Source organism: Alteromonas sp. MmMcT2-5 (assembly GCF_022348315.1).
Lineage (GTDB): Bacteria > Pseudomonadota > Gammaproteobacteria > Enterobacterales > Alteromonadaceae > Alteromonas > Alteromonas macleodii.
The window spans coordinates 184,037-202,627 of the sequence record NZ_JAKRFB010000001.1 but is presented as its reverse complement, the minus strand read 5'-3'; the positions used below and the strand labels follow the sequence as shown (position 1 = coordinate 202,627).

The 18,591-nt window shown below is 45.8% G+C and carries 17 protein-coding genes; all 17 read right to left on the bottom strand.

The window, feature by feature from the left end; translation table 11 throughout:
- Window positions 1-84: 84 nt before the first annotated feature.
- On the bottom strand, window positions 85-2,106 hold the full coding sequence (locus MHN09_RS00930) for a methyl-accepting chemotaxis protein (RefSeq protein WP_168463525.1): 2,022 nt from the start codon (window positions 2,104-2,106) through the stop codon (window positions 85-87).
- 488 nt (window positions 2,107-2,594) lie between these two features.
- Entirely contained in the window at window positions 2,595-2,879 is a 285-nt protein-coding gene (locus tag MHN09_RS00925; protein WP_039224887.1) for a pyrimidine/purine nucleoside phosphorylase, read from the bottom strand.
- Between the two features lie 79 nt (window positions 2,880-2,958).
- A complete protein-coding gene (locus tag MHN09_RS00920; RefSeq protein ID WP_239238626.1) occupies window positions 2,959-3,549 on the bottom strand; it encodes a DUF938 domain-containing protein in 591 nt (196 codons plus the stop codon).
- Window positions 3,550-3,572: 23 nt separating this feature from the next.
- Window positions 3,573-6,197, bottom strand: coding sequence for a methionine synthase (metH, locus tag MHN09_RS00915; RefSeq protein ID WP_239238623.1), 2,625 nt, complete (start codon window positions 6,195-6,197; stop codon window positions 3,573-3,575).
- 9 nt (window positions 6,198-6,206) lie between these two features.
- On the bottom strand, window positions 6,207-7,274 hold the full coding sequence (locus MHN09_RS00910; protein ID WP_061094485.1) for a homocysteine S-methyltransferase family protein: 1,068 nt from the start codon (window positions 7,272-7,274) through the stop codon (window positions 6,207-6,209).
- Between the two features lie 3 nt (window positions 7,275-7,277).
- Complete coding sequence (gene metA, locus MHN09_RS00905) at window positions 7,278-8,216, bottom strand: homoserine O-succinyltransferase (protein ID WP_039224879.1); 939 nt, start codon at window positions 8,214-8,216, stop codon at window positions 7,278-7,280.
- A gap of 112 nt (window positions 8,217-8,328) precedes the next feature.
- On the bottom strand, window positions 8,329-8,763 hold the full coding sequence (locus MHN09_RS00900; RefSeq protein WP_014948655.1) for a DUF2802 domain-containing protein: 435 nt from the start codon (window positions 8,761-8,763) through the stop codon (window positions 8,329-8,331).
- A gap of 59 nt (window positions 8,764-8,822) precedes the next feature.
- Entirely contained in the window at window positions 8,823-9,314 is a 492-nt protein-coding gene (locus MHN09_RS00895) for a chemotaxis protein CheW (protein WP_014948654.1), read from the bottom strand.
- 17 nt (window positions 9,315-9,331) lie between these two features.
- The gene (locus MHN09_RS00890) at window positions 9,332-10,138 is read right to left on the bottom strand and encodes a chemotaxis protein CheW (protein ID WP_039234257.1); all 807 of its coding nucleotides are present in this window, start codon (window positions 10,136-10,138) and stop codon (window positions 9,332-9,334) included.
- Window positions 10,139-10,145: 7 nt separating this feature from the next.
- Window positions 10,146-10,910, bottom strand: coding sequence for a ParA family protein (locus tag MHN09_RS00885; RefSeq protein ID WP_014948652.1), 765 nt, complete (start codon window positions 10,908-10,910; stop codon window positions 10,146-10,148).
- 28 nt (window positions 10,911-10,938) lie between these two features.
- Window positions 10,939-12,069 (bottom strand): chemotaxis response regulator protein-glutamate methylesterase, encoded by a 1,131-nt coding sequence (locus MHN09_RS00880; protein ID WP_014948651.1) that lies wholly within the window; start codon window positions 12,067-12,069, stop codon window positions 10,939-10,941.
- 28 nt (window positions 12,070-12,097) lie between these two features.
- On the bottom strand, window positions 12,098-14,338 hold the full coding sequence (locus tag MHN09_RS00875; protein ID WP_239238621.1) for a chemotaxis protein CheA: 2,241 nt from the start codon (window positions 14,336-14,338) through the stop codon (window positions 12,098-12,100).
- A 12-nt stretch (window positions 14,339-14,350) separates the two neighbouring features.
- Entirely contained in the window at window positions 14,351-15,106 is a 756-nt protein-coding gene (locus MHN09_RS00870; RefSeq protein WP_014948650.1) for a protein phosphatase CheZ, read from the bottom strand.
- A gap of 34 nt (window positions 15,107-15,140) precedes the next feature.
- Window positions 15,141-15,524: a chemotaxis response regulator CheY gene (gene cheY, locus MHN09_RS00865; protein WP_012517682.1), complete on the bottom strand. Its 384-nt coding sequence runs from the start codon at window positions 15,522-15,524 to the stop codon at window positions 15,141-15,143.
- A gap of 36 nt (window positions 15,525-15,560) precedes the next feature.
- Window positions 15,561-16,292 (bottom strand): RNA polymerase sigma factor FliA, encoded by a 732-nt coding sequence (locus MHN09_RS00860; protein WP_014948649.1) that lies wholly within the window; start codon window positions 16,290-16,292, stop codon window positions 15,561-15,563.
- Complete coding sequence (locus MHN09_RS00855; protein WP_014948648.1) at window positions 16,289-17,155, bottom strand: MinD/ParA family protein; 867 nt, start codon at window positions 17,153-17,155, stop codon at window positions 16,289-16,291. Before MHN09_RS00855 ends, MHN09_RS00860 begins: the two co-directional genes overlap by 4 nt.
- Window positions 17,156-17,160: 5 nt before the next feature.
- The gene (gene flhF / locus MHN09_RS00850; RefSeq protein WP_014948647.1) at window positions 17,161-18,570 is read right to left on the bottom strand and encodes a flagellar biosynthesis protein FlhF; all 1,410 of its coding nucleotides are present in this window, start codon (window positions 18,568-18,570) and stop codon (window positions 17,161-17,163) included.
- Window positions 18,571-18,591 lie beyond the last annotated feature (21 nt).

The window sequence follows — 18,591 nt, the reverse complement described above, 5'->3', positions numbered from 1 at the left end:
CTCGCTTGCCAACAATGTTGGCAAGCGAAAACGCTCTAATTAAAGACTATTGCGCATTATGCGCGGTTAACAGTATGAATGGCGCTAAATTCTAAACTGCCCCACCAATTCTTTTAAGTCACCAGAAACGGCACTTAACTGCGTAGCTTCCACAGCTAACTCTTCTGCATGCTGACTAGTTTTATCACTTAAACCAGTGATAGCTACGAGCGACTTATTAATATCTTGCGCCACCTCCGTTTGCTGCTCGGTCGCCAGTGCTATGTGAGTACTTTGCTCGTGAACCAAACCTATAGACTGGGTAATGTCTTTAAGCGTTTCGACCACTTTCTCTGTCTTATCGACACCAGATTGAGAACGGGTTTGTCCTTCCTGCATAACACTGTTGGTCTGCTCAGACATTGCCTGCAATCGCTCTACCATTTTTCGTATATCAGTCGTCGATTCTTGTGTACGACTTGCTAATGAGCGAACTTCATCTGCAACAACGGCAAAGCCGCGCCCCTGTTCACCGGCTCTCGCCGCTTCAATGGCTGCGTTTAATGCCAGTAAATTAGTTTGTTCAGCAATGCTGTTAATTACATCGACTACAGCACCGATGCTATCTGACTCTTTGCTCAATCCGCCCACTACTTCAACACCCTGACTGATGGCGTCAGCCAGCGCGCGAATTTCCCTCATGGCATCTTGCACTTGCTCACTGCCGGCTTGTACCAATTCATCTGCTTTAGTCGCGGCGTCACTGGACTGTGCCGCATTTTTTGAAATTTCAACGACGGTAGCAGCCATCTGCGTGACTGCCGTAGACACATTGTCCACCTGACTACGCTCTTGGTTAATTTCCTTGCTAGTCGCGTGACTCACATCTCGAAGGTGATCCGCTGCATCAGAAACAGCCTTAGTGTTAGCGGCAGTATCTTTTAGCAATGATCTTAGTTTATCGGTAAAGGTATTAAACTCTATGGCAAGCGCACCGATTTCGTCGTTGCTCTTAACTTCCAGACGCTTGGTTAAGTCGCCGTCGCCATGCGCTATTTCCGCCATTGCGTTGCGCATTTCGACCAAAGGTTGAGTGACTTTAGCACTCGCAAAATAAGTAATAAGCGCTATTAATCCAATAATCACAAAGGCGACGATAATTGCCGTAGTAATTGCATTATTTATAGGGCTATCAATGATGCTTGCAGGGATAAGAATGCCCAGCGACCAATTCATTTGTGGGTTAGTTAACTGAGCGTGCTCAAAAACCGCAACATAGTCTTCCCCCTTCCAGGTTACGTGCACAATACCAGATTCATTAGCCGCTATATTACTTGCCAACTTGCCAAACCCTTCAGTGCTATCAAACACGCTGTCAAAGTTGCGAATAGAGGAGCTTAGTGGCAACGCTTTGCTCTGTTTTGGAAAGTAAACAATGTTTTGGTTTTCATCGAGTAAAAACGCCGTGCCTTGTTCTTCATAACGAATGGCATCTATGACCTTACCCACCGTGCTAATAAGAATATCGACACCGCCAACGCCTAGTAACGCTCCATTTTTGTATATCGGGGTTTGTACTACTGCAGATACGCTTCCATCTTGGGAATCGACAGCAGGAGGCGTTACATATAGCTTTCCTTTTTCTACGGCAGTAGTAAACCACGGACGCTTAGTTGCAAAGTAACCGGCGTTAGGATTGCCAGCATCAGGACCCGAAGTGTCGACGCCGACTCGGCCCTCTTCATAGAAGTATTCACCCGTCTTAGCTGAACCAAAGAACGCCGATTTAATAATGGGATCTTGACTGCTGATGCCCTCAAATGTGGCATAGATATCTTTGGATTGAGTCAGTTGGCTTTCGGGCGCCCCTCGCGTGTTATGGCGCGTAAAAAAATCTTGTAGAAAAGGACTACTTAGGAATGCTCTAGCAACGCCGCCATAGGTTGCGAAGAAGCCTTCAACGTCATTAGCCTCACGTGCAACTAAGGATTTAAGCTCTTTTTCTACGCGACTGCGGGTGTTATCTGCAACGGTATTGACTAAGAAAAACGCCGTAATGAGTAACATCAAAGCTATGCTACCGCCAACGATAAGCATGAACTTTTTTTGGAGTGATATGGATTTCATTTGTACTTCTCATTGTTTACTAAACGCCACAACGTGTGAAAAGTGTATTCCAGCACTAGGGCCTCTTGACCTTTGTTGTACATTTTTGCAGCGGTCTTTGTGCCATCTAGACAAGGCGGATGTTTGACGGTTTCGTGGTTCTAAGTCGAAAACATTCAACGCAGTATAGATGGCACAAAGGCGCTGCCCGAAGGGGTCGTTATGGAAGCCTTTTACTCTTTGTCACAGCCCTTTAACTTAGCCCACTAGGCTTGCAGGACTGTTTCGCGATTAAAAGGCTTCCATTTAGACCAAAATTCGTACATCAAAGGTCAACAGGCCCTGATAATTCGCACACATTTCAGGTTTAGTTTTATTAGTATAAAAGCGCAAGTGAGCCAAGCTCGCTTGCACTTCTAATACTTTGAGATATACAGAGAAATTTTACAACCTCTGAAAGTCAATTCTACGAAAGTTCAAATACAGAGTGAATTAAACGCTTTTAAGAATTAGCTGTAAAAGCAAAGATAAGCGGTAGGCGTAGACACTTTTACGTCAAAAGAAGCATCGGCGGGTACATTAAAGCTGCTGCCTGTAGCAAAAGATTGCCATTCGTCACTTCCCGGAAGCTTCACAACTAGCTCACCTTCAACCACTTTCATCAGCTCTTTTTGAGAGGTAGAAAATGTGTATTCACCCGGCGACATTACGCCTGAGGTACAAGGGCCGTTTGCAGATTCAAACCCAATCGAGCTCACTTTGTTGTCGAAATAATGGTTTACTTTAAAGCTCATAGTTACTCCTTTGATGTGAGTGCTGACTTTCTTTGCTTCAACTGTTTTTAAAGCAAAGTGCCGCAGCCTTGATACTTCTTTAACGTTTTTGCCAAATAAGCATATGGTTATTGGCGGGCATGTCGATAATGTCTTGCAAGCTTAACTCGCCTGCCCAAGCAGTAAGCTCATTGATATCGCGGTAGCCACCATAACCACGCGCTAAAAGCGAAGTATGGAAGGCTTGGTTACTTTCAGAAGTAAACCTACCACTATGTGTAAAAGGGCCATACTGACAGAATACGCCCCCTTTGGGTAAGTGCAACGCTACTGATTCCATTAGTAGCTTCACCTCTTCTTTTTGCATGATATGCGCGGTGTTTGCCGTAAAAATGCCGTCTATGTCGAGGTTGGGAAAGTCATCTTGCCCAACGGTGAATGCAATGGGAGGTTTCACATTCCCCGTATTTGAATCACTCAGCCACGCGGCAATGCCTTCGTGATAGTGTGGTTGGTCGCTTGTGTGCCAAATAAGATGGGGCAAATGCTCAGCCAAAAATACGGCGTGCTGACCTGTTCCACTCCCTATCTCTAATACCTGTCGGCAATTGGCAAATTTACGTTCAAGCACGCTCAAAATGGCGCGCTTGTTGTTCTCACAAGCCTGACTAAAAGGCTTTTCGATTTGCATACACGTTACCTGCCTAATCAGCATTAATCACTTAAGTTTGGACCCAACCACTTTTCAGCTTCTTCCAAGGTCCAGCCTTTACGTGTGGCGTAATCCTCTACTTGGTCGGCTTGAATTTTGGCGACAGCAAAGTATTTGGCATCAGGGTGAGCAAAATACCAACCCGATACTGACGCCCCCGGCCACATGGCGTAACTTTCCGTAAGCTTCATACCTGTATGCTGCTCTGCTGACAATAAATCCCAAATAAGCTGCTTTTCAGTATGCTCGGGACACGCGGCGTAGCCTGGTGCCGGTCGAATGCCTTGGTATTTTTCGCGAATAAGTTCTTCGTTACTTAGTGATTCGTCAGCGGCGTAACCCCAGTAATGCTTACGCACTTGCTCGTGCAGATATTCCGCAAACGCTTCGGCAAGCCTGTCTGCCACCGCTTTAACCATAATGCCGTTGTAGTCATCGCCAGTCTGAATATAGCTATCAGCAAGCTCGTCTTCACCTATACCGCCGGTGACGGCAAAAGCGCCCACATAATCATTTATGCCACTCGACTTTTCAGCTACAAAGTCTGCTAAACAATAATTAGCGAATTTGTCTTTTAGGGTTTGCTGACGCAAGTGATGGGCAACACCTTGAATCTGGTTTCTCGACTCATCGGTATAAATTTCAACATCGTCATTAACGCGATTGGCAGGAAACAAGCCGATAACGCCTTTCGCCTGAAGGCTGTTCTCTTCGATAATTTTATCCAGCATGGCGTTGGCGTCGTTAAACAGTGACTGTGCTTGCTCTCCCACCACCTCATCTTCAAGTATACGTGGGTACTTGCCTGCCAAAGACCAGGTTAAGAAAAATGGCGTCCAATCAATGTAGTTGCGCAGCGTAGCCAAATCGGCGGTTACCGGTGTTACACCTAGGTTCGCAGGTTTTACTGGTAAAGTCGTAAAATCTGGCTTAAAAGCGTTTTCTCTGGCTTGAGCTAATGTCACCGGCTTGCTGCGCGGCTTTTTACGGGCGTGCTGTTCACGTACCGTATCGTATTCTTTTGCCAATTCCTGCGCGTAAATCTCGCGGGACGTTTTGTTTAGAAGGCGCTGACATACGCCTACTGCTCTACTAGCATTTGGAACATAGGCTACAGGCGCATGGTAGTTTTGTTCAATTTTTACCGCAGTGTGCGCTTTAGACGTAGTCGCCCCGCCAATAAGCAGCGGGATATCAAAGCCCTGACGCTCCATTTCTTTGGCAACGTGAACCATTTCATCTAGTGAAGGTGTAATAAGGCCTGACAGGCCTATCATATCAACGTTTTCATCTTTAGCGGTTTGTAAGATTGTCGCCGCTGGCACCATTACGCCAAGATCAATCACTTCAAAGTTATTGCACTGAAGTACCACGCCTACGATATTTTTACCGATATCGTGAACATCGCCCTTTACCGTGGCTAATAGAATTTTACCGTTGCTTTTCGCATCGTCTGACTTTTCTTCTTCAATGTATGGCTGTAAATGGGCTACCGCCTTTTTCATTACACGGGCCGACTTTACTACCTGAGGAAGAAACATTTTTCCTTCGCCGAACAAATCCCCTACTACGTTCATGCCGTCCATTAACGGCCCTTCAATAACATGTAACGGACGCTCAGCTTGTTGACGCGCTTCTTCAGTATCTTCAATGATGTAATCGGTAATGCCTTTAACAAGCGCATGCTCTAAGCGCTTATTCACTTCTTGCTCGCGCCAGGATAAATCTTCCTTTGCGGCCGCTTTACCGTCTCCTTGATAGTTCGGTGCAATATCGAGTAAGCGTTCAGTAGCATCACTTCTGCGGTTTAAAATCACGTCTTCAACCGCATCGCGCAATTCAGCGGGTATTTCGTCGTATACTTCTAGCTGACCTGCATTCACAATAGCCATATCCATACCCGCTCGAATAGCGTGATATAGGAATACCGAGTGCATAGCTTCGCGAACCGGATTGTTCCCTCTGAACGAGAATGAAATATTAGAAAGGCCACCAGAAATATGTGTGTACGGACAGGTTTTACGTATCTCGCGGGTCGCTTCAATAAAATCAACCGCGTAGTTATCGTGCTCTTCAATACCTGTCGCTACAGCAAAAATATTGGGGTCAAAGATAATATCTTCAGGAGGAAAGCCGACTTCTTCTGTCAGCAACTTGTAGCTACGCTGACAAATCTCAACTTTGCGGGCTTGTGTATCGGCCTGGCCGGTCTCGTCAAAGGCCATAACTACGGTTGCAGCACCATAGCGCTTTATTAGCTTGGCTTGGTTTAAGAAGAGCGCTTCCCCTTCTTTTAAGCTAATAGAGTTAACAATCGCTTTGCCCTGCACACACTTAAGCCCTGCTTCGATGATCTCCCATTTAGACGAGTCGATCATAATGGGAACTCGGCTAATATCTGGCTCAGAGGCGATCAGGTTTAAAAAGGTGATCATGGCCTGCTTTGAATCAAGCATGGCCTCATCCATATTGATATCGATGATCTGCGCGCCGTTCTCTACTTGTTGCCTTGCGACATCAAGTGCAGTTTCATAATCGCCTTCAAGAATAAGTCGTTTAAAGCGAGCGGAGCCTGTTACATTGGTACGCTCACCGATATTAATAAATGTAGAAAATTCTGCGCTCATAATGCCCTCCTAGTGTACAAACGGCTCTAGGCCTGACAAACGCATTTTGGGTTCGAACTGTGGCACTTTTCTTGGCGCAATTCCATTGACCGCGTTAGCAATATCGCGAATGTGTTCCGGCGTACTGCCGCAGCAGCCACCTACAATATTCACTAGCCCAGACTGCGCCCATTCTTTGATGTGCTCGGCCATTTCAGGGCCTTCCATGTCGTATTCACCAAACTCGTTGGGTAAACCAGCGTTAGGGTGCGCTGAAATTAAGCACTCACTAACAGTAGCAACTTCATCTACGTATTGGCGCAGTAAGTCTGGTCCAAGAGCACAGTTTAAGCCGAATGAGAATGGACTGATGTGTCGCATGGAATAATAAAACGCTTCCGCGGTTTGACCAGACAGCGTGCGCCCTGAGGCATCGGTAATCGTGCCAGACACCATAACGGGCAGCAATATACCCAGCTTTTCAAAAACCGACTCTACCGCATAGGCTGCCGCTTTCGCATTAAGTGTATCGAAGATGGTTTCGAGCATGATTAAATCTGCACCGCCTTCAATGAGCGCTTCGGTAGACTCGCTATACGCTTCCACGAGTTCGTCAAAAGTAACATTGCGTTTGCCTGGGTCGTTAACGTCAGGCGAAATTGAAGCAGTGCGATTTGTTGGGCCAAGTACACCTGCCACGAAACGGGGTTTGTCTGGTGTCTTTGCTGTGAACTCATCGGCAGCTTTACGCGCCAATTTAGCTGCAGCTAAATTAATATCACGGGATTGAGCCTGCATATCGTAATCGGCCATAGCGATAGTCGTAGCATTAAACGTATTCGTTTCAATAATGTCCGCGCCAGCTTCAAAGTAATCACAGTGAATTTGATAGATGATATCGGGCTGGGTAAGAACCAGCAAATCGTTGTTACCCTTAACATCGCAGTGCCAGTCGGCAAACTGTGTTCCGCGATAATCTTCTTCTTCTAACTTATGGCGCTGGATCATGGTGCCCATGGCGCCATCTAATATAAGGATGCGCTTTTTAGCGGCTTCTGTAAGCGTTGCTTGCGCGCTAGAATTTGGTCTTTGGCTCACGTGCTACCTCTTTGGCTGTGACTTTTCAGCAAGCTGACTTAAATCGTAAGGCGTGGTCTGATAGACATAATAATTCAGCCAGTTTGTAAACAATAGGCTACCGTGTGAGCGCCACTGTACAATAGGAGACTTGGCTGGATCATCCCCTTCAAAATAGTTTTTTGGAATTACTGGCGTTTGTCCCGCGGCAATATCTCGAAAATACTCATCTTTAAGTGTATCTGGATCGTATTCCGGGTGACCCGTTACAAATACCATGCGCTTATCTTCTGACGCCACAATATAAGCGCCTACATCGTCAGACTCTGCAACAACACTAAGTCCATCGACGCTGTTATACAACGAGGTGTTAATATGCCCATAACGGGAATGTGGTGCGTAAAAAGAAGGATCAAAGCCCCTTAATAGCTCATTATTCGGGTCATTCACTTTGTGTTTAAAGACACCTGAAAACTTTTCGTCTCTAAGCTCTCGTGTAATGCCGTAAAAGTGATACATGGCGGCGTGGGCAGCCCAACACAAGTAAAGGGTTGAGTTCACGTGACGCTGCGCCCACTCCAATATGGTGGTCATGGTTTCCCAGTACTTTACTTCCTCGTAATCGATAAGCGCGAGAGGCGCACCGGTGACAATGAGGCCATCGTATTTCTTATTCGCTACCGCTGAAAAGTCGTGATAGAAAGCATCCATGTGCGATTGGGGGGTATTCTTCGGCGCTTGATTATCAATTCGAATTAAATCCACGTTTATTTGCAGTGGCGTGTTCGATAATAGACGAAGTAACTGTACCTCTGTTTCTATCTTGTTCGGCATTAAATTAAGAATACCGACTTCAAGAGGACGAATATCCTGATTGGCAGCCCTGTCCATGTCCATGGTAAAAATATTTTCACCTAGTAGTACATTCTGCGCGGGTAACTGCTCAGGAATACGAATTGGCATAGAGGGCTCCAGTGATAAATTACAATATCTGTATTGTGTCTATAACTGGCGATATGTCAACATCTTTACGTCTAGACGTCTAAACGTTTTTTTTCTCTGGTGCTCAAAAATACTAATTATTTTGTTTATGCACCATTACCAACATCTCAGCTTCGGCACGAGGAATGTCGCAGGCTTCAATAATTTCATCAATGCTAGCGCCTTGCTTGACTAAGTCCGCCGCACGCTGATATAGGCGTAGGGAAGGATCTTGAAGCTTGAGTTCTCGAAGCTGGTTTTCAATATCAGTTTGCTTTTCGTCTAACTCTTGAAGGTGTCGAGTGATCACCAAGGTGCGTGCTTGCGCCTCAGTTTGTTGATTATTTGCATTTTTAGCAAGGGCTTCAGTGCGGGCAATAGCCTCTGCGTTAGCATGTTCGCTTTCGCTTAATGCAGAACGCAACTGCTTAATGTGTGAATACAGCACACCCATCGCGGCGATGAGTATAACTACAAGAATACACAGTATGAGTTCTAATAAGGTAGGTGCAGCAAGCTGCCAATCCATGGACATAACCCTTGGGGAAATGTAGGCAATATTATAATCAATACCGCCTATTCATTTATTTAGATGTTGCTAAGCTCATCCCACTCTTCGTCGCTTAACAATTTATTAAGATCTACAAGAATAAGCAGTTCGCCGTCGCGATTACTTACACCTTGGATAAACTTAGCACTCTCTTCAGTACCTACGTTAGGGGCACTGTCAATCTCTGAAGATTTCAAGTAAACCACCTCAGCGACACTATCCACCAGAATACCAACCACCTGCTCGTCAGACTCAATAATAACGATACGGGTATTGTCAGTAATTTCTGTTGGCGGTAATCCGAAACGAGCACGTGTATCAATAACCGTTACTACGTTACCACGCAGATTGATAATACCAAGTACATAGTCAGGTGCACCGGGTACAGGGGCTATTTCGGTATAACGCAAGACCTCTTGAACTTGCATCACGTTGATACCGTAAGTTTCTTCACCTAAGCGGTACGTTACCCATTGAAGGACTTCGTCGTTGCTGTCGGTGGCGTTATTATTTATTCTTTCGTCGCTCATGAACCTGGCTCCCAATACTATGGCGTCTGGTCGTTACTGCCTAAGCCTTTGTTAAGCATAGATATTAATTCTTCAACGTCAATTAACGCGCACATTTTTTCTTTAACCATCCCTGCTAACCAGGGACGCTTACCTGTGGACTCGCGCCATTTAACATCATCGGTAGTCAAATTGACCGTATTGACTAGCTTTTCACTAGCCAGACCCCACGCACTTTCCCCTAACATTATAAGATATCGGTAGTTAAGCGATTGTGCGAGGTTTTCGTCATATTTTTCTGGCATTACCCATTTTGCAGAGTCAACAACACTTAGTTTAGACTCTCTGTGCAACATTACACCCATAAACCAATCAGGTTTTCCAAATAAAGGGCCAATCTTCTCAATTTGGTGGATCCCACCTAGCGACGTCAAAGGCACCGCAAGTGTTAACCCTGCAACCTCAAAGAATAGCGCCTGAAAGCGAAAACCGAGAGTATCCTTTAGTGGAACTTTTGTTTTTTCAGCGCGGTTTAACGCAGCTTCTTGTTCATTTTCTACTAAAGTTTCTGCGTGAGACTGTTGCTGTTCATCTTCAATTGTCTCTGCTTTTTGCGTTTCAATTAACGATGTAACCTTTTCCGCTATCGCTTCTTGTTCATTCGATTGCGGCTCACTTTCATTGACGGTAGAAGCAAGCGCCGTCTCAGCCATCTGCTGAGAAGCCTGCTCGAGCAATTTTGCCGTGCGCGCAGTCACATCTTCCGGTGCTTCTGGCTCTTTGAGGAGGCTATCAAGGTATGCCTCCATCACTTCTTCACGGGCAAAAGGCGATTGCTTGCTCATGTTCTCGTTATTTCTCCAATACCGCTAATAGTTTCTCGTACGCAGACACACCACGTGTTTTGGGGTACGCTGCGGAAATGGGAAGCTGTACTAAACTTGCATCCCTGAAGTGCGTGTCGACGGGAATAACTCCTTCCCACACGCGCTCACCATAGTCATTCATTAAGCGCTTTCGCGATGCAAGCGCCGCGTTAGTGCGCTTATCAAACATAGTTGGAATAATCACAGTATCAAAGGATTTGTCCAACGAACGTCCCATGATTTCCATGGTACGAATCATTCTGTCTAGCCCTTTAAGCGCCAGATATTCCGTTTGGGTAGGCACGATAACCTTGTCACACGCTGCAAGAGCGTTAACCATCAGCACCCCAAGCACTGGAGGGCAATCGATGATAGCAACATCAAATTCTCCTGCGATTTTTGCCAACGCTTTTTTTAGGACTAAGCCCATACCTTGTTCGCTACCCATCGTTCTATCTAAGGTCGCGAGCGCCATTGTTGCAGGAAGCACATATAAGTTGTCTAACTTTGTCGGGCACAGACAATCCATAACATTATCGGCCGTAATGTCATTAGACTTAATAAAAATATCGTAAACTGAATGACTTGACGCTTCTGCATCGATACCGAAGTAATAACTCAGCGATGCATGTGGATCAGTATCAATCATGAGCACTCGCTTGCCTTGCTGTGCAAGCAAGCCGCCAAGGCTCACCGTAGTGGTAGTCTTTCCTACACCACCTTTCTGATTCGCTACTGTCCACACTTTCATATTTGCTGTTCCATTACTGTTCAAACTGCTATCGCATTTCGGTTTGAACGCAACTGCTCATATCATCAATGTTTATATTTTTACTGGATATATTGGCAACGGCTACGGCTTGAGGCATACCGTACACAACACAGGAATCTTGGTCTTGAGCCCAAATCGTTGCGCCTTTTTCCTTGAGCATTCGGCATCCTTCTCTGCCGTCAGCTCCCATACCCGTTAATATAATTCCTAATACATCCCCACCATAAGCTTTAGCCAGAGAACTGAAAGTGAGATCAACACTGGGCTTATAATTCACCTTGTCACTCGCACTTGCATCAACAATGGCAATGCGTTTATTCGCACCTATGGTTTCTAGCAACATTTGCTTCCCACCGGGAGCAAGATACGCATGACCTGGCTTTAGAATGTCGCCGTGCTCGGCTTCTTTTACTCTAATCTTACAGTTTGTGTCTAAACGCTGTGCAAATGCCGTAGTAAATGTTCCAGGCATGTGTTGTACAAGCAAAATGGGGTATGGAAACTCTGCAGGTAAAGGAGACAGCACTTTTTGAAGCGCCACAGGCCCGCCTGTAGAAGCCCCAATTGCCAAACACTTGTAGTGCTTTCCCGTCGCTCTTACAGACGAAACGGTTGGTTGTTTGGCTGCGTCTTTATGCCCTGATAGCAACCCTGATGTTTTAAAAAACGCCTGCTTTGGCGCATTATCAGGAAGCTTTCTTGCCTCTGTAGAGCGAAACGACGGACGCTTAAGACCAATACCACGACGCGCTATTAAGCGTACTTTTGTACACAACAAGCGCGATGCGTCTTTTCTGTCCTGCGCGATATCTTCAAATTTCTTCGGTAAGAAATCGAGCGCGCCCGCTTCTAACGCATCTAATGTCGCTTGCGCACCATGATGCGTAAGCGAAGAAAACATTAGAATAGGTGTAGGCCGCTTGTCCATTATGGCCTTTACAGCTGAAATGCCGTCCATGACAGGCATTTCAACATCCATCGTTATCACATCCGGCTTAAGCGCTTCTGCTTTTTCGAGTGCATCGCGCCCATTTCTCGCTTCCCCAACAACTTCAAGTTCCCTATCGCCATCGAGTATTTCTTTTACTCGACGACGATAAAAAGTCGAGTCGTCCACGACAAGGACTTTAAAGACCATGGATTATTATTCCTGTTAATTCATCGCCTTACTTGATGGGTTTACGCGCATACCGTTTAAGCAGGCTCGGAATATCTAAAATTAGTGCAATTCCACCGTCTGATGTAATCGTGGCTCCCGCCATACCAGGCGTGCCTTGCAATAATGCATCAAGAGGTTTAATAACCACTTCTTCTTGGCCTATTAGCGCGTCTACTACGAATCCTACTTGTTGTGTACCAATTTGCACTACAACAACGTGTCCCTTTTCTCTATCGATGTTTTTGGGACCTCGAATCAACCATTCACCAAGGAAGAACAACGGAATTGCTTTTGAACGAACTATCATTGTTAGCTGGCCATCGACCGTGTTGGTCTTTTTGATGTCCATATTTATTATTTCGTTCACCGCACCTAATGGTAACGCAAAGGTTTGTTTTCCTACAACAATCATTAGCGTCGGAAGAATGGCTAGCGTTAGCGGAACTTTGATATCCAGTCGCGTGCCTTTTCCTAGCTGTGAATCTATGTTCACGGTGCCGTTAAGTTGGTTAATTTTAGTCTTAACCACGTCCATGCCCACACCGCGACCAGAAATATCACTAATTTCTGTTTTGGTTGAGAACCCTGGCGCGAATATCAAGTTAAACGCTTCAACATCCGACATCCGTGCAGCTGCGTCTGCGTCTAGTACACCGCGACTAATAGCAATTTCTTTAAGCTTTTCAGGATCCATTCCTTTACCATCATCTTCGATGGTTAGAAGAATATGATCGCCTTCTTGAGATGCCGATAGCTGAACCGTACCCATGCGCGGTTTACCCGCTGCAGCACGATCATCAGGCATTTCAATACCATGGTCGACGGAGTTTCTCACCAAATGCACAAGTGGATCGGCCAGTGCTTCAACCAGGTTTTTGTCTAAATCAGTTTCCTCACCTACAAGCTCAAGGGTTATTTCTTTTTTCAAGCTTCTAGCGAGGTCTCGAACAACGCGAGGGAAACGACCAAACACCTTCTTGATAGGTTGCATGCGGGTTTTCATTACCGCACCTTGCAAGTCGCCCGTTACCACATCTAAGTTGGCAATGGCTTTGGACATGCTTTCGTCGTTACTGTTGATACCCAAGCTTATTAGCCTGTTTCTCACTAGTACGAGTTCACCCACCATGTTCATAATTTGGTCAAGGCGCTTGGTATCTACACGTACTGTAGTCTCAGCAGGAGGCGCAGCTGGTGCCGCCTTCTTCTCATCTTTTTTAGGCGCTGCTTTTGGTGCAGCAGGTGTGCTTGCTTTAGCTGGCGCTGCGGCGCTAGGAGCAGGCGTCGCTTTTGGCGCAGCTGGCGCTGCTTGTTTCGCTTTTTGAACCGCTTCTGTTGCTGCCTTATCTACAGGAGGCTCTGGCGCCTTTGAAACGGCTCCCTGCTTGGTAGGCCCTTGCCCTGAGCCATGCAGTTGGTCAAGCAGTGCTTCAAATTCGTCATCGGTGATTTCTTCATCACCAGCTTCACTCGGCGTAACTGGTGCTGGAGCTGGAGCTGGTGCATTTGCCTTTGGCGCAGCTTCTTCACCACCAAACTTGCCTTTGCCATGTAAATCATCGAGCAGCGCTTCAAATTCTTCGTCGGTGATATCGTCGTTATCACTAGCGGCAGCAGGTGCAGCAGCCTTTGCAGGTTCGCTTTTAGCCGCTGAGGACTGTCCTGGTGCCCCAGAGCCATGAAGCTCATCAAGCAGCGCTTCAAACTCATCTTCAGTGATTTCGTCAATACCGCCGCTATCACCAGAACTTGGTGCCTGTGCAGTAGGCTCTTCAACAACTAATTCTGGCTCTTCAATCGCGGGCTCAGGTTCTGACACCGGCGCGCTTTGTTCACCAAAAATATTCTCATCTGGAGATTCCGGGCGACTTAGTTTGTGTAACAAGTCTACTAGGTGTGCATCTGCTGGCTCTAATGGATCCCGAGCTTTCACTCGTTCAAACATTTCAACCACCACATCTGTGGCTTGCAGAATAATATCCATCAGTTCAGGGGTTAGTGTTCGTTGACCGTTACGCATTACGTCAAAGACGTTTTCCGCACCGTGACAAATTTCTACTAACTCGGTAAGAGACAGGAACCCTGCTCCCCCTTTAACTGTGTGATAACCACGGAAAATTGCATTTAGCAAATCCGCATCTTCAGGATTGTTCTCAAGATCAACGAGCTGTTCTTGTAATTGTTCAAGTATCTCTCCAGCCTCAACTAGAAAGTCCTGTAATATATCCTCGTCAACATCAAACGACATGCGCCCGCTCCCCTAAAAACCTAAGCTAGACAGAAGATCATCTACATCATCTTGGCCTGACACGACGTCGTCGCGCTTATCGGCATCAATGATAGGGCCTTCTGCCTCTACACCATCAACCTTATCGGCCTTAACGCTAGATGGTTTAGTTTGTTCTGCACCGTCGCGTTCACCAAACATGGTAAGCATGTTAACTAAGCTGTCTTCCACTTCTTTAACCAAGTCGATAACGCGGCGAATAACCTGACCAGTTAAGTCTTGATAACCTTGAGCCATCAATACTTCTGTAAGTAACTGTGTAAGTTTAGCTGACTGTGCCGAACCTTCTTCCAACAATTCGTCTAAGTCTGCGCATAAAGCCTTGAATTCACCCAACTCTATTTGGCGATTCATCAGCTTCTTCCACTCAGGCATAACCTTTTCGATGCGCGCCGACAGCATTTCAGCTATAGGCATGCTCGCTTCAACGGCATCCATAGTAGTATTAGCAGCTTTTTCAGTTTCTTCAATTACGTAGGTTAGGCGGGATTGTGCATCGGGAATATCATCGGTCGCGAGATTTTTAATGCGGTCGTCTATTTGGAAATTATTCAGCGCGTCATGGAGCTGACGCGTCAGTTTCCCTACTTCAGCAAATAACTCAACGTTTTCTTTCATTGAGGCCGCTTCTAATAGGGCATTGGCTGAAGCGTTGTCACCCTCTTCAAGGTAGGTGACAAGCTGTTTTGCTTCTTCCAACGAAATTGGAACGTTTACATTCGTTGACATCCAGTAAACCTCATTTCTCTGGTGAGCGTCTGGATCAACCTAAACGTTCGAATATTTTATCTAATTTTTCTTTAAGTGTTGCTGCAGTGAACGGCTTAACAACGTAGCCATTAACACCTGCTTGCGCGGCGGCAACAATTTGCTCTTTCTTCGCTTCAGCAGTAACCATAAGTACTGGTAGGTGCTTGAGCTTGTCATCGGCTCTAATCGCGCGAAGCAAGTCAATACCCTGCATTCCAGGCATGTTCCAATCGGTAACTACGAAATCGAAATCACCTTGCTGCAACATAGGCAATGCAGTACTTCCGTCATCCGCTTCCTGGATGTTGGAAAAACCCAAATCTTTAAGTAGGTTTTTGATGATACGTCTCATGGTAGAAAAATCATCGACCACGAGAATTTTCATGCTTTTGTCCAAAATAGCCTCCAGTGAGGGGTTAATTTTTATTAATTTCTATTCTTCGTCAGCTTGCCACGACTTCATTCGTGATTTGAGTTTTAACATGGCCTGACTGTGAATTTGACTGACTCTCGATTCACTTACATCAAGAACCTCACCAATTTCTCTTAGGTTCAGCTCTTCATCATAATACAGCGAAAGTACAATCGCTTCTCTTTCAGGTAATGTCGTAATTGCATGGGCAAGCGCTTTTTGGAAAGCGCCTTGCATCAAATCTTCCAGTGGTGCGTCGCTACCTCGATTTTGCTCTGTCGAAATAACATCTTCTGACACACCTAAATCTTCAATACCTACCAGCTTTCCGGCATTTACTTCATTAAGCATTTGGTGATAGTCCTGCAAGCTTACATTAAGCTTATCAGCAATATCAGAATCTCTAGCATCGCGGCCTGTTTCGCTTTCTACTTGCGAAATTGCTTCAGTGATCGCTCGGCCATTTCGGTGAACTGAACGCGGTGTCCAATCCCCTTTGCGAATTTCGTCTAGCATAGCACCGCGAATGCGTATACCGGCAAACGTTTCAAAGCTGGCTCCTTTTGAACCGTCAAAGTTTCGCGCGGCTTCTAATAATCCAATCATGCCTGATTGAATTAAATCGTCTACAAGAACACTAGCCGGCAATCGCGCTATCAAGTGATGCGCTATACGCTTAACCAATGGCGCATGTCTTTCGACTAACTGCGCTTTATCGGTTTGTTGTTGATAAGCGGCTGCCTTGCTGTTCAACGCTGACTTCCTACGGCTTTTTCTGCAACTAATTGTTCAATGAAAAACTCTAAATGGCCACCTGGCTGCGCTGGAATAGGCCATGTTAAGGCTTTACTCGCCAACTGTGTTATTGCAACGGCTGCCGGTGAACCTGGGTAAGCATCGACAATGGCTGTTTGTTTACGCACTGCTTTACGAATGTTCTCGTCAAACGGTACTGTCGCCACTAATTCTAGTGCAACATCTAAAAAACGCCCTGTCACTTTGCTTAATTTACTAAATAGCTCTTGGCCTTCTCGCACGTCGCGCACCATATTAGCCACAACTTTGAAGCGGAAAACACCGTGCTCTCTATTCAGAATTTTTATCAATGCATAAGCATCTGTCAATGAAGTAGGCTCGTCACACACAACGACCATGATGTCTTGTGAGGCTTTTGAAAAGCTCAACACCATGTCTGAAATACCTGCCGCTGTATCAACGATTAGCACGTCAATTTGCGAGCGAAGCTCACTAAAGGCACGAATTAGGCCAGCGTGTTGCGTTGGCGACAATTCTGCCATCGACTGCGTGCCTGATGTGGCAGGGGCAATCTTTATTCCGTGCGGACCGGTCACTAGTACTTCATCAAGTGTACATTCGCCGGAAAGCACGTGGGATAAGTTTTTCTCAACACGCAAACCTAACATAACGTCTACGTTAGCAAGACCGAGGTCCGCATCGAGAACCATTACACGTTTACCTTGCTTCGCCATGGCGATAGCGGTGTTCAATGTAATGTTTGTTTTACCTACGCCACCTTTGCCACCGGTGACGGCGATTACTTTGATTAACCGTGATTGCTTCATTTTTCTTAAGCTACTCGCTTGGTCGTCAATCATACTGCTTATGCTGTTTTAATTGCGTTGTTACCACTAGTATGATTCAAACCGTACTTTTTATAAAGCTTTGCAGCAGCGGAAACCAAAGATTTCGCTTCTGCAATCTTAATGTCTTCAGGTACTTTTTGACCATCGGTGACATAACTAACCGGTAATTGGTATTCAACCGCTGCACTAAGCACCTCTCCTAAAGAGTAGCACTCATCTAACTTTGTGAAAATACAGCCACTTAGTTCAATATCATCATACGCTTGAATGATTCTCTGCAAAGCAGGATATTGCGTATTTGCTTGCGCTACCAAATATTTTTTAACATTTGGCATTTGTCCGTTATCAAACTGCTTAATTTGTTTAATTAATCGACTGTCTCTTTGACTAAATCCAGCCGTATCAATCAATACTAGTCGCTTATGACGAAGTTGGAATAATAAATCCGCAAGTTCTTCACTAGTCTGCGCTTTTCTCACCGTGCAGCCAATAATCTTTCCGTATGTCGCTAGCTGCTCATAGGCGGCAATTCTATACGTATCGATGGTAATCATCGCAACCGACTCTGCACCGTATTTTTGCGCATAGCGGGCAGCAAGTTTCGCAACGGTAGTTGTTTTACCGGTACCTGTTGGTCCTACTAATGCAACAGCACCTTGTGCGCTAAGTATATCGTTTCCTGTCACATTTATGCGATTAGCCAATAGGTTAAGAAGATATACCCATGCATCTCGTTCGTTGTAATGTGACGGCGTATAGCTAATAAGCTGTTTCGCTAACGCGTTGCTTAACCCCATATCGGTTAAACGGGTGATTAGATATTGATGAACAGGTTTTTGACGTTTGTTTTTAGCTTCCATCAAGTCGGCCACTTGATATTGCAATACATCGCGAAGAGACGCTAACTCTTCCTTGATTTGCGCAAGCTCCGCTGACTGCGTCACAGAGGTATCATCCATACTTGACGCTTGATGCTCTGGGAAAGCGTTCTGACGAACTGGTTCATGAGAAGACTGCTGGGCTTCTACGTCGTCAATAAAGGCTTCTGAGAAGTCTAAGTGCGAAGCAATTTCATTGGCGTGCTTAGCATTCGCTGTCATTGGTTGGTTAGGTTGCGCGGGACTCGCCACGCCATTATTTCCACCGTGCTGCTTTTCTAGCAGTGCTTTAAGGCTATCAGGACCGTCGTCACCAATGATTTCGCTCAAGCTAGGCACTGCCTTTTGGCCAGGTGTTTTTGCAGCTGCTTGTGGAGACGCTTTCGGCGTAAACAACTTCGCTTCAGGTTCTTTGTCGTAGGCTGCGACAAGCTCAATACCGTCAGCGACTTTGCGATTTGACATGATCACAGCGTCACTGCCCAATTCAGCTTTAACTTGGCTTAATGCCTCACGCATATCTTTGCCGAAGAAACGTCTAATTTTCATTGCAACCTCTCCAATCACCCA

Excerpts from the sequence above, each read along its gene's own strand:
- MHN09_RS00930 (WP_168463525.1), bottom strand. The coding sequence starts at position 2,106 with ATGAAATCCATATCACTCCAAAAAAAGTTCATGCTTATCGTTGGCGGT.
- MHN09_RS00925 (WP_039224887.1), bottom strand. The coding sequence starts at position 2,879 with ATGAGCTTTAAAGTAAACCATTATTTCGACAACAAAGTGAGCTCGATT.
- MHN09_RS00920 (WP_239238626.1), bottom strand. The coding sequence starts at position 3,549 with ATGCAAATCGAAAAGCCTTTTAGTCAGGCTTGTGAGAACAACAAGCGC.
- metH (WP_239238623.1), bottom strand. The coding sequence starts at position 6,197 with ATGAGCGCAGAATTTTCTACATTTATTAATATCGGTGAGCGTACCAAT.
- metA (WP_039224879.1), bottom strand. The coding sequence starts at position 8,216 with ATGCCAATTCGTATTCCTGAGCAGTTACCCGCGCAGAATGTACTACTA.
- MHN09_RS00900 (WP_014948655.1), bottom strand. The coding sequence starts at position 8,763 with ATGGATTGGCAGCTTGCTGCACCTACCTTATTAGAACTCATACTGTGT.
- MHN09_RS00895 (WP_014948654.1), bottom strand. The coding sequence starts at position 9,314 with ATGAGCGACGAAAGAATAAATAATAACGCCACCGACAGCAACGACGAA.
- MHN09_RS00890 (WP_039234257.1), bottom strand. The coding sequence starts at position 10,138 with ATGAGCAAGCAATCGCCTTTTGCCCGTGAAGAAGTGATGGAGGCATAC.
- MHN09_RS00885 (WP_014948652.1), bottom strand. The coding sequence starts at position 10,910 with ATGAAAGTGTGGACAGTAGCGAATCAGAAAGGTGGTGTAGGAAAGACT.
- MHN09_RS00880 (WP_014948651.1), bottom strand. The coding sequence starts at position 12,069 with ATGGTCTTTAAAGTCCTTGTCGTGGACGACTCGACTTTTTATCGTCGT.
- MHN09_RS00875 (WP_239238621.1), bottom strand. The coding sequence starts at position 14,338 with ATGTCGTTTGATGTTGACGAGGATATATTACAGGACTTTCTAGTTGAG.
- MHN09_RS00870 (WP_014948650.1), bottom strand. The coding sequence starts at position 15,106 with ATGTCAACGAATGTAAACGTTCCAATTTCGTTGGAAGAAGCAAAACAG.
- MHN09_RS00855 (WP_014948648.1), bottom strand. The coding sequence starts at position 17,155 with ATGATTGACGACCAAGCGAGTAGCTTAAGAAAAATGAAGCAATCACGG.
- flhF (WP_014948647.1), bottom strand. The coding sequence starts at position 18,570 with ATGAAAATTAGACGTTTCTTCGGCAAAGATATGCGTGAGGCATTAAGC.